Below are 10,521 nucleotides of genomic sequence, written 5' to 3' on the forward strand. Positions count from 1 at the left end.
CTCGGGGGCCTTGGTCCGGGCGATCATCGTGCGCACGGACGAGGCGGCGGCGCGCTGCTGCTGGAGCTCGGCGGCGACCTTCGCGTCAACGAGGAGCGAGCGGCCCGCGGTCTCCTCCTGCCAGAGGAGGTGGCGGCGCACGTCCTGGAGCACGTCGGCCAGCTCCTGCGCGGAATCAGGCGTGTCGTCGTTCACAGTGGTGATCGGTATCGAAGGGGCCGTTCCGGTGCAAGGAAGCAACCGGGGAAGTTGCCTGTACGCTTAGCCCAGGGTCGGGGCTTCCGCCACCTTCCGGGCGGACGCGCCGGGCTCTGGTCGAATCAGGACACACCCGGGGCGAACCGCCCTTGGCCCCGGAGCGGGCGCGGGGAAGATGCCGGGCGCTGATTCCAAGCCCATTTCCCCAGGAGCTCCCGCACATGATCAAGGTGGCCATCGTCGTTGGAAGCACGCGGCCGGGTCGCAAGGCGGACAAGGTCGCCGGCTGGGTCCATGACATCGCGAAGAAGCGCAGCGACGCCACGTACGAGCTCGTGGACATCCAGGACTTCAACCTGCCCTTGCTGGACGAGCCCACCCCGCCGTCCATGGGCAAGTACACCCAGGAGCACACCCAGAAGTGGTCCGCGACGGTGGCCGGGTATGACGCCTACGTCTTCGTCACGCCCGAGTACAACCACGGCACGTCCGGCGCGCTGAAGAACGCGCTCGATTTCGTCTACCGCGAATGGAACAACAAGGCCGCCGGTTTCGTGGGCTACGGCAGCGCGGGCGGCGTGCGCGCGGTGGAGCAGCTGCGCCTCGTCGCCGCGGAGCTCCAGATGGCGACGGTGCGAGCGCAGGTGCAGCTGTTCCTCTCTACCGACTTCGAGCACTACACCGTCTTCAAGCCGGACCCCGCAAAGGAGAAGCAGGTGAACACGCTGCTGGATCAGGTCGTGTCCTGGGGCACGGCGCTGCGCACGGTGCGAGTGAAGCCGTAGCGCCTCAGATGTCCTGGCGGGCCCGCTCCGTGGCGGCCCGCCGCAGCGCCTCCGCCGTGTCGGGGTCCGCGGGGAAGAACGACTCGATGGCCAGCTCCGCGAGCGTGATGTCCACGGGCGTGCCGAACACGGTGGTGGTGCTGAACAGGGACAGCCTTCCCAGCGACGTGCGCACGCGCAGGGGCACCACCACGCCGGCGAAGTCGCGCGCCTTCGCGTCCGGGACGGCCTCCGGCACCGGGTAGCCCTTCAGCTCCTCCAGGAGCGCCGCGAGCGTGGCGTCCCCGCTGGTGTCCACCTGCCGGTGCAGCCGCGTGAGGACGTGGTCGCGCCACTGGCGCAGGTTCTCGATGCGCGGCGCGAGCCCGTTCGGGTGCAGGCTCAGGCGCAGGACGTTGACGGGCGGCTGGAGCATCTCTGGCGCCACGTCCGCCAGCAGCACGCCCACCGCGCGGTTCGCGGTGACGAGCGTCCAGTGCCGATCCACCGCGAGCGCGGGATACGGCTCATGGCCCGCGAGCACCAGCTCCACGGCCTCGCGCGTGGCGGTGAGCGCGGGGTCGTTCAAGGGGCGCTCGGAGAACACGGGGGCGAAGCCCGCGGCCACGAGCAGGCCATTCCTGTCACGCAGGGGCACGTCCAGTTCCTCCGCCAGGTGGAGCAGCATCTCGCGGCTGGGCTGGGAGCGGCCGGTCTCCAGGAAGCTCACATGCCGGGTGGAGACCTCCGCGCGCAACGCGAGGTCCATCTGGCTCAGCCCGCGCCGCTGACGCCAGCCGCGCAGCAGTTCTCCCACGGGGCGGCTCTGCTGAAGGCTCGTCATGGTGGGGAAGATAGGGGGCGCAGGTCAGCGCTTCCATTCCCTCGGAGGTAATCGACACCGCGCGGGCCGGCTCGCATCTTGTCCATCAACGACGGACGGCTTTCACAGCCGCCGTTGCGTCCACCCCTTCGCAAGGATTCGTGTGCCATGAGCGTCAAGAACGTGTCGGGAAGCCTGTTGCGCCGCGCGCTGCTGCTGGACGGCGTCGCCAGTGGAGCCATGGGGCTGTTGATGGCGGGGGCCGCGGGCCCCCTGGGGCCGCTGCTGGGCCTGGAGCCGGGGCTGCTTCGGGCGGCGGGATTGGGGCTCATCCCCTTCGCGCTGCTGCTCGGCTACCTGGCGTCGAGGGACACCCTGCCCTCGTGGCCGGTGTGGTTCGTGGTCGCGGTGAACGCGCTGTGGGTGGTGGACAGCGTGCTCCTGATGACGCACGGCCCGACGGCGCCCACGGGCCTGGGGGTGGCGTTCGTCTCGGCGCAGGCGCTGGCGGTCGCGCTGTTCGCGGCGCTGGAGTACGCGGGGCTGCGGCGCGGCGCCTCGGTGGCCGTGGCCTGAGTGGCGTCCGGAGTGTCCGGTTCGCGCGGCCCGGGCTTCAGGACGTGCCGCGCGGCCCACCGGGCGTTGTTATCGTGGCGGGACATGGCTTTCTCCACGCGCCCGTGGTTCGTCATCGCAGCGCTGTCCTCCGGGGTCTTCGGCTGCGCCACGGTCGGCGGAGCGCAGGGGAAGGACCTGGTGACGCTGCGCTACGCCTGGCCAGAGCAGTCGACAATCCGGGTGCATCACACGGTGGACGTGCGGACGGACTGGAGCGGCCGACAGACGGCGCAGCGCCGGTACGTGATGCGGCTGGGACCCGTGGATGAGGAGGGGCGCCGGCGGTTGGCGTTCCAGGACGTGGAGATCATCGAAGCGCCCTTCCCTGCCTTCGTGGAGCCGCTGGCCGCGTCCATCATCGATGCGCAGGGGGACTTCCAGGGGATTGATCCGCTGGAGGACGGCCCCGGCCGGGACCTGTTGGACGCGCTGCCGGTCAGCCCCCGGAAGAAGGCACAGATGACGAAGGCGCTGACGAACGGGTTGGAGCGGGAGGCCCGCAACCGGTGGAACGAGTGGGTGGGCAGCTGGCACGGGTTGCGCTTCAAGCCAGGGCAGACGGAGGTCGTGGCGACGACGATGTCCGTGGGCACCGGCCGGAAGAAGACCCAGGACGTCCCCGCCGAGGAGCGCGCGCGGCTGGACGTGGGAGTGCCCTGCTCCGACGCGGTGCCGGAGCCCCGGTGCGCGAAGTTGAAGATCATCCGCGAGCCCGTGGGACAGACGGATGGGACGCAAGGAAGCTACGCGCACGTGGAGTTGGAGCTGGTGACGGACCCGGCGACGCTGCTGCCGTATTCATCCCGCGTCATCCGCATGGACCGCGTGGACTGGAGTGAAGGGCACGGCGAGCCGGACTTCCACGAGGCCGTGCACGTGGAGCAGCACACGTTCATTCATGGGGTGGAAGGTGCGCCGGGACAGGTCGCGACCGTGGACTTGCGTTAGCCCGAGCTGATTGGCGGACACGCGCATGCCGCGCTATCACCCGCCGACGTGAAAGCCATTTTGCATGCCGCGAGCACGGCGTTCGCCCTTGCCCTTGTTGGGTGCGGCTCGGCCACGGGCGGCACACTGGGCAAGCCCGCCATGGCGAAGTGGGTGGGGCCGGTCTTCGGTACGCCGGACGGAGGCCAACTCCGGACGACCCTCTACTACGGCCCCTGGCAGTGCAGCGCCGCGTTCCTGTCCCGATGCGAATCGAAGTGCGCGGCGCAGGGACACGCCCTCATGGGCTGCATGTGGCTGGCCGACATCAAGGCCGACTGGCAGGGGCGCTACCTGTTCATGCCTGCGGAGGCCGGTGGGCGCATGGCCATTACGCACTGCTGCTGTGATTACCCGAAAGTAGCGGACGGCGAGTGGCGGCGAAACACGTGGCAGTCCGCGCGGGAATCCTTCCGCCGCAAGTGGAGCTCGGAGTTTGGAGACTGGCCCAAGACGAGCGGCGAGAATTGGGCAGGCCATCACATCTTCGACCTCGCGCACGGTGGCGCCCCGACAGCCGCCAGCAACGTCATCCCCGTCCCGGGAGATGTCCACAAGGTGTTCACCAACGAGTACCCCGCTTGTTATGCCCCTGGAGGCAGGTGGCTGACGCCGGGACCCGAGCGGCCCTATGTGGACTGAGGAGCGGCCATGCCCATGAAGGACCTGCTAACTGAAGTCTCTCGGCTCCACTTCCCCCGCCCTCCGGCCACGGCTGAGCAGGTTGCCGCATTCGAGAAGCGCGTGGGGTGGAGGCTGGACGAGGACCTGCGAGCCTTCTACCTGCACTGTAACGGGGCGACGCTCTTCGCCCCACTCCCGGACGTCAACTACCACCTGCTGCCATTGGAGCGTATCGAGCGCGCGCGCGTTGCCATCCTGGGTCGAGACGAGGACAGCGCCGGCGCAGCCACGCATTACTGCGTGGTGGACATGCAGGATGGGGACTATGTCTTCGTGGACGTCGCGCAGGAGGCAAATGGACGCCTTCCGCTGTTCGACGCGTGGCACGAAACATACCCACAGGTGAAGCGCATTGCCTCGTCCTTCGAGGAGTTCCTGGAGAAGGCGCTGCGCAGCGGCAATCGCTCGTTCTGGCTGAGCGGCAGCCCTCCATGAAGAACACTGCTGCTCAGGGAAACGAAAAGGCGCCATGATCATGGACCGCCTGTTGGCTGAATTCTTCCGCCTCCACTTCCCCCGCCCACCTGCGACGCCTGCGCAAATCGCCGCGTTCGAGGCGCATGTCGGCTGGAAGCTGGATGCGGACCTGTGCGCCTTCTACCTGCACTCCGATGGCGGCACGCTGTTCGAGGCGCAACCGGATGCAAGTTATCGCATCCTCTCGCTCGCAGAAATCCGCCGGGCCCGTGTGGCCATCATGGGCCAGGACGACGACAAGTACGGGGCGCCTTCGCAGTACACGCTGGTGGACATGCAGGACACCGACTACGTCATCCTGGACACGGCCCAGCAGGCTCGTGGCGCATATCCGCTCTTTGACGCATGGCACGAGACCTACCCAGTGACGAAGCCCATCGCATCCTCATTCGCGGAGTTCCTTGGAAGCGCAATGCGCAGCGACGGCTTCTCGTACTGGCTGGACGGTTGAGTACTACTCGCGCGTAGAGCGCCCATGTCCATGAAAAGCCTGTTTGCTGAAGTCTCGCGGCTCCACTTCCCCCGCTCTCCGGCGACGCCTGGGCAGCTTGCCGCATTCGAGAAGCGCGTGGGGTGGAGGCTGGACGAGGACCTGCGGGCCTTCTATCTGCACTGCGATGGAGCCACATTGTTCGCTCCGCGCGAGCAGGCGCCCAACTACCGCATCCTCTCGCTGGATGAAATCGAACGCGCACGCATCAAGATGCGGCACGAAGACACCGACACCTACGGAGCTGCGTCCTGGTACACGCTCCTCTACTTGCAGGACGGCGACTACGTGCTCGTGGACGTAGCCAAGCGCGTGGAGGGTCGGTACGTCCTACTCGACGCCTTCCACGAAACGTACCCCGTCGTCGAGCAGGTCGCCGCATCCTTCGGGGAGTTCCTGGAGAAGGCGCTGGCCAGTGATGATGCGTTCTTCTGGCTCAACGGCTGAGTTCAGGGGCTGAATCAAGGCGGATTCTGCGCACCCAGCCCCACTTCACCGAAGTAGTCGAGGAACGCGCGGATGCGCGCTGGGAGCTGCTTCGCGGGGTCGAGGTACACCGCGTGAAAGGCCTCGGTGTCTCCGGGGTTGCGGTCCTCCAACACCGCGACCAGCCGTCCTGCCCGAAGGTCCTCGCGGACCATGAACACGGGAAGTCGAGCGAGTCCTGCTCCCGCGAGCGCCAGGTGCCGCACCGCCTCGCCGTCACTGACCTGCACGTTGCCGGCACACGGGATGGAAACCGGGACACCGTGTTCCACGAAGGACCAGTGATGCATGGAGCGCGCGTAGCTGAAGCCCAGGAGGTTGTGCTTCTCCAGGTTCGCGACCGTCCTGGGTGTCCCCTCGCGCTTCAGATACGCCGGTGAGCCGACGACGTGGAAGCGGGTCTCCCCCAGCTTCCGCGCGATGAGATTGGAGGACTTGAGCGGCCCTGCGCGGATGGCCACGTCCGCGCGGTCCTCCAGCAGGTCCACCACCTGATCCGTGAGCCCGATGTCCAGCCGGATGCCTGGGTACAGGGCCTGGAACGCGGGGACGTGCGGCAGGAGGACGTGCGTGCCGTAGGGCACGTTGGTGTTCACTCGCACGCGGCCTGACGGTGCGTCATGGGACGTGACGCCGCGCTCGGCCTCATCCAATTCCGCGAGCACCTGCACGCTGCGCTCGTAGAAGACGCAGCCCTCGGAGGTGAGCTGGAAGCCCCGGGTGTTGCGGTGGATGAGCCGCGCGCCCAGCCGGGCTTCCAGCCGCGCGACGAGCTTGCTCACCGCCGACGGCGTCATCCGCAGCGTGCGCGCAGCCGCGGAGAACCCCTCCTGCTCCACGACCCGGACGAAGACCTCCATCTCCCCCGAGCGATTGATTTCCAGACGCGCCATGGAATTGAACTCACAAGCCTTGTGCCTGGGACGGCTCTACCTCGCGACAGGGCCCGCGAATACTAGACCCGTGCGGCCCGGAAACGGATCCACGTGGGGCCGCATGGAGAACCCCATGTCTTCCCCCAAGAACGTGGCCCTGGTTGTCGGGGCCCATGGCATCGCTGGCCTCAACCTCATCGAACACCTGGAAGCGCTCGGAGGCTGGGAGGTCATCGGCCTGTCCCGCCGGGGTGGCGAATCGCGCCAGGGCGTGAGCTTCATCTCCGTGGACCTGCTCGATGCGGCTGACAGCCGCGAGAAGCTGAGCGGCCTGACGCATGTGACCCACGTCTTCTACGCCGCCTACCAGGACCGCCCGACGCTCGCGGAGCTGGTGGCGCCCAACGTCGCCATGCTCGTCAACGTGGTGAACGCGGTGGAGCCTGTCGCCAGGAACCTCCAGCACATCAACCTGATGCAGGGCTACAAGGTCTACGGCGCGCAGCTGGGCCCGTTCAAGACACCCGCCCGGGAGACGGACGCGCCGCACATGCCCCCCGCGTTCAACGTGGATCAGCAGGCCTTCCTGGAGCAGCGGCAGCAGGGCAAGGCGTGGACGTGGTCCGCGCTCCGCCCATCCGTCGTGGTGGGCTACGCGATGGGCACACCGATGAACGCAGCATTGGCCATCGCGGTGTACGCGTCCATGTCGAAGGAGCTGGGCATCCCGCTGCGCTTCCCCGGGCCGCCGTCCGCCTACGACATCCTCATGGACATCACGGACGCGAGGCTCCTGGCGCACGCCATGCTCTGGGCGGCGACGAGCCCGAAGGCCGCGAACCAGGCCTTCAACATCAACAACGGCGACCAGTTCCGCTGGAGCGAGCTGTGGCCGAAGATCGCCCGCATGTTCGACCTGGAGGTGGCCCCTCCTCTCCCCATCTCCCTGGTGGAGACGATGGCGGACAAGGCACCGCTCTGGGACGCGATGGTCGCGAAGCACGGGCTCGCTCCCAATCCGTACAAGGACATCAACCCCTGGCGTCATGCCCAAGGGATGTTCTCGATCAACTTCGACTTCCTCGCGGACCCGTCCAAGGCGCGCCGCCACGGGTTCCCGGGGCACATCGAAACGGAGACGATGTTCCGCGAAGTCTTCGCGGACTACCGCCGCCGCAAGGTCATTCCCTGAGCGCTTCCACGACGAGCGAACGGAAGTAGCTCGCACCCGGGTCCGCATCCGTCCGGGTGTGCCAGATGAGCGACTTGGTCATGCGCGGTGAGGGAAAGGGCATCTCCACCGTGCGCAGGGGCAGCATGTCGCAGAAGGCTCGGGCGACTCGGCGGGGCACACCGGCCACCAGGTCGGAGCGGGCCGCCGCCATCGCCGCCGCGAAGAAGTGCGGGACCGCGAGCCCCACCTCCCGCGTGAGGCCGTGCTCCTTGAGGATGCGAGTGTGCTGCTGGTGGCCAATGCCCGGACGCCCTTCCGCGAGGTGCAGGTCGATGTGCTTGGACGTGTTGTAGAGCGCCTTCGTCAGCGTCTTGCCCCGGATGCGCGGATGGTCGCGGCGCACGAGCAGCACGGCGTCATCCGTGTAGAGCGGTTCGGCGTGGCACCCCGGCCCTGTGGCCTCCGGTGGCCCCAGCGCTACGTCCACCGCGCCCGTGGTCAGCCCGTCCCGTTCGACGAGATAGTCGAGGCTCACCACGCGCAGGAGCGCGGCGGGGAGGCGCTTCGCGAACAACGCCGCGAGCACCGGCACGTCGGAGACACCGTGGTGGTCCGCGCCCGCAAGGGTGAAGGTCCGCGTGCACGTCTCCGGCTTGAAGCCCTGGCCTCCCTCCAGCGCCAATTGAAGCTGGCCCACGGCGGACGCGATGAAGGGCCGCAGCTCCTCGCACCGGGGCGTTGGGACGAGCCCCCTTCCGCTGCGCACCACCAGCGGATCCCCCAGCACCTCACGCAGCCGGGCCAGCGCGTTGCTCACCGCGGACTGCGTGACGTGAAGCTCCCGCGCCGCACCGGTCGCGCTGCCGGACTCGAGCACCGCGTGCAGCACGAGGAACAGGTTGAGGTCGATGGCGGAGAGATTCACAGCCGTGATTCTAACCATCATGGACCATCACTGGTGGAGAGAGCCCAATGGGCCGTAGTCATGGGCGCAGAAAGCGAGGTCCCATGTCTTCACCCACCGAAGCCGCTGCCATCCGGGAGCGCATGCAGCAGCTGTACGAATGCTGGAACCAGGGCGACGCCCAGGCCTACGCCGCCTGCTTCACGGAGGACGTGGACTACGTCGCCTTTGACGGCAGCCACATCAAGGGACGGCAGGCCAACGCGGAGGCCCACCAGGCCCTCTTCGACGGCGTCCTCCGGGGCTCCACGCTCGACGGTGAGGTGAAGTCCCTGCGCTTCCTCGCTCCGGACGTGGCGCTCATCCACACCGAAGGCGTCATCAAGCTGCGCTGGCAACGCAAGGCGCCCAAGGGCCGGCGCTCCATCCAGACCACGGTCGCCGTGAAGCGTGAAGGCGTCTGGTTCTTCACCGCCTTCCAGAACACCCGCATCCAGCCGCCCAACGCCTTCGCACGCTGGATGCTGCGGCTGATGACGCCGAAGCGCTCAGCCTCGCGGTGACACGAGCAGCAGCGACAAGATTTCGCCCGCCACCGCGCGCTTGCTGCCCTGCAACACCCGGTCAGGCCCACCACGGGAAATCACCGTCACGCGGTTCGTGTCCGTCCCGAACCCCGCCCCCTCGGCGGTGACGTCGTTGGCGACGATGGCGTCCAGCCCCTTGCGCTCCAGCTTCTCACGCGCGTGCTCCACCACCCGCTCCGTCTCCGCCGCGAAGCCCACCAGCACCGGGCGCTTCGCCCTGCCCGCCACCTTGCGCGATGCCTCCAGCAGCACGTCTGGCGTGCGCACCAGCTTGAGGTTCTCCGGGCCCTCGCCCTTCTTCACCTTCTGCGGTGCTCGCGTCTCCGGACGCCAGTCGCTCACCGCCGCAGTGGCGATGAACGCGTCCGCGGACTCCACTCGCGACAGCACCTCGCGCGCCATGTCCTCCGCGCTCACCACGTCCACCACCTCCAGGCCCGTGCGGTCCACCGCGCCCACCGGGCCCAGCACCACCGTCACCTTCGCGCCCAGCGCTCGCGCCTCGTGCGCCAGCGCCATGCCCATCTTCCCCGTGGAGGGATTGGAGATGAACCGCACCGGATCCAGGTACTCGCGCGTGGGGCCCGCCGTCACCAGCACTGTCTTGCCCGTGAGCGGACCTCCTCCCAGCCTCGCCGCCACCGCGGACACGATGGCGCCCACGTCCGCCAGCCGCCCCGAGCCCACGTCGCCGCACGCCAGCATCCCCGCGCCCGGCCCCACCGTGCTGAAGCGCGGCTCCGCCAGCAGCGACGCCACGTTCTCCTGTGTCCGGGCGTTCTCCCACATCGCTACGTTCATCGCGGGCGCCAGCACCACCGGCCCCTTGAAGGCGAGCAGCGACGTCGTCACCGCGTCACCGCCGAAGCCCGCGCGAATCTTCGCGATCAGGTCCGCCGTCGCGGGCGCCACCACGAAGGCCTCGCCCCAGCGGGCCAGGTCCAGGTGGCCGAAGTTCCCCTCCTGCGCCGGGTCGAAGTAGTCCGTCAGCGGCGGGTGACCCACGAGCGCCTGGAAGGTCAGCGGGGTGACGAACTGGCGCGCGGCCTCCGTCATGGCCACGCGCACCTCCGCGCCTGCTCGGCCCAATTCACGCACCAGCTCGCAGGCCTTGTACGCCGCGATGCCGCCACCCACGCCGACGATGATCCGGCGACCCTTCAGAGCCGATGCGTCCATGCGGCTTCATTACGCGCCAGCCCGCCCGGTCGCAACACGACTACCGCAGGGACACCTCGCCCTGGGAGGGAACGTCCACCTGCCGCACCACCGGGCCCGCCCCCGGCATCTCCGCGTGGAAGTAGCCCCACACCAGCGTGTACCGCCCCGGCCGCAGGCCCTGCACCACCACCCGCTCCGACATGGGCTGATACACGAGCTGCGCATAGCGCGAGCGCAAGAGCTCCGTAGGCGGGTTGCCCACCGCGCCCACGTCCCCCGGCACCACCCACAGC

At 68.4% G+C, this 10,521-nt stretch carries 14 protein-coding genes and 1 pseudogene; 9 read left to right on the top strand and 6 right to left on the bottom strand.

Features of this window, described 5'->3' with window-relative positions:
• A pseudogene (locus tag D7W81_RS35590) lies at positions 1–195 on the bottom strand (uracil-DNA glycosylase); the annotation flags it as partial.
• A 224-nt stretch (positions 196–419) separates the two neighbouring features.
• On the opposite strand from D7W81_RS35590, the gene D7W81_RS35595 reads away from it, so the two are divergent.
• Positions 420–983 (top strand): NADPH-dependent FMN reductase, encoded by a 564-nt coding sequence (locus D7W81_RS35595; protein WP_120559832.1) that lies wholly within the window; start codon positions 420–422, stop codon positions 981–983.
• 4 nt (positions 984–987) lie between these two features.
• Here D7W81_RS35595 and D7W81_RS35600 read toward each other — a convergent pair whose 3' ends face one another.
• On the bottom strand, positions 988–1,779 hold the full coding sequence (locus D7W81_RS35600) for a helix-turn-helix domain-containing protein (RefSeq protein ID WP_279637925.1): 792 nt from the start codon (positions 1,777–1,779) through the stop codon (positions 988–990).
• 174 nt (positions 1,780–1,953) lie between these two features.
• Between D7W81_RS35600 and D7W81_RS35605 the strand changes: the two genes are divergently transcribed.
• The 6 genes from D7W81_RS35605 to D7W81_RS35630 all read left to right on the top strand — a co-directional run bounded on the left by D7W81_RS35605 (position 1,954) and on the right by D7W81_RS35630 (position 5,488).
• A complete protein-coding gene (locus D7W81_RS35605; protein ID WP_120559834.1) occupies positions 1,954–2,361 on the top strand; it encodes a hypothetical protein in 408 nt (135 codons plus the stop codon).
• A gap of 84 nt (positions 2,362–2,445) precedes the next feature.
• Positions 2,446–3,351: a hypothetical protein gene (locus D7W81_RS35610; protein ID WP_120559835.1), complete on the top strand. Its 906-nt coding sequence runs from the start codon at positions 2,446–2,448 to the stop codon at positions 3,349–3,351.
• Between the two features lie 48 nt (positions 3,352–3,399).
• A complete protein-coding gene (locus tag D7W81_RS35615; protein WP_120559836.1) occupies positions 3,400–4,032 on the top strand; it encodes a hypothetical protein in 633 nt (210 codons plus the stop codon).
• 9 nt (positions 4,033–4,041) lie between these two features.
• Complete coding sequence (locus D7W81_RS35620) at positions 4,042–4,509, top strand: SMI1/KNR4 family protein (protein ID WP_120559837.1); 468 nt, start codon at positions 4,042–4,044, stop codon at positions 4,507–4,509.
• Positions 4,510–4,543: 34 nt separating this feature from the next.
• Positions 4,544–5,002, top strand: coding sequence for an SMI1/KNR4 family protein (locus D7W81_RS35625; RefSeq protein WP_120559838.1), 459 nt, complete (start codon positions 4,544–4,546; stop codon positions 5,000–5,002).
• Between the two features lie 24 nt (positions 5,003–5,026).
• Positions 5,027–5,488, top strand: a complete 462-nt coding sequence (locus D7W81_RS35630) for an SMI1/KNR4 family protein (RefSeq protein WP_120559839.1) — start codon at positions 5,027–5,029, stop codon at positions 5,486–5,488.
• Positions 5,489–5,502: 14 nt separating this feature from the next.
• Here the strand turns inward: D7W81_RS35630 and D7W81_RS35635 are convergent, their stop codons facing one another.
• Positions 5,503–6,420 carry a LysR family transcriptional regulator gene (locus D7W81_RS35635; RefSeq protein WP_120559840.1) on the bottom strand — a complete coding sequence of 306 codons (918 nt, stop codon included), beginning with the start codon at positions 6,418–6,420 and terminating at the stop codon, positions 5,503–5,505.
• Between the two features lie 115 nt (positions 6,421–6,535).
• Here D7W81_RS35635 and D7W81_RS35640 point away from each other — a divergent pair, with 115 nt between their 5' ends.
• Positions 6,536–7,594 (top strand): SDR family oxidoreductase, encoded by a 1,059-nt coding sequence (locus tag D7W81_RS35640; RefSeq protein WP_120559844.1) that lies wholly within the window; start codon positions 6,536–6,538, stop codon positions 7,592–7,594.
• Here the strand turns inward: D7W81_RS35640 and D7W81_RS35645 are convergent.
• Complete coding sequence (locus D7W81_RS35645) at positions 7,584–8,501, bottom strand: LysR family transcriptional regulator (protein WP_244227667.1); 918 nt, start codon at positions 8,499–8,501, stop codon at positions 7,584–7,586. The genes D7W81_RS35640 and D7W81_RS35645 overlap by 11 nt on opposite strands.
• An 83-nt stretch (positions 8,502–8,584) precedes the next feature.
• On the opposite strand from D7W81_RS35645, the gene D7W81_RS35650 reads away from it, so the two are divergent.
• The gene (locus D7W81_RS35650) at positions 8,585–9,043 is read left to right on the top strand and encodes an SgcJ/EcaC family oxidoreductase (RefSeq protein WP_120559842.1); all 459 of its coding nucleotides are present in this window, start codon (positions 8,585–8,587) and stop codon (positions 9,041–9,043) included.
• On the opposite strand, the gene coaBC is transcribed toward D7W81_RS35650, so the two are convergent.
• A complete protein-coding gene (gene coaBC / locus D7W81_RS35655; protein WP_120559843.1) occupies positions 9,029–10,246 on the bottom strand; it encodes a bifunctional phosphopantothenoylcysteine decarboxylase/phosphopantothenate--cysteine ligase CoaBC in 1,218 nt (405 codons plus the stop codon). The two genes, D7W81_RS35650 and coaBC, sit on opposite strands and share 15 nt — an antisense overlap.
• 40 nt (positions 10,247–10,286) lie before the next feature.
• Positions 10,287–10,521: hypothetical protein (locus D7W81_RS35660; protein ID WP_147445741.1), on the bottom strand; the 235-nt coding region annotated here is incomplete at its 5' end.

It is taken from the genome of Corallococcus aberystwythensis (assembly GCF_003612165.1).
Taxonomy (GTDB): Bacteria; Myxococcota; Myxococcia; order Myxococcales; family Myxococcaceae; genus Corallococcus; species Corallococcus aberystwythensis.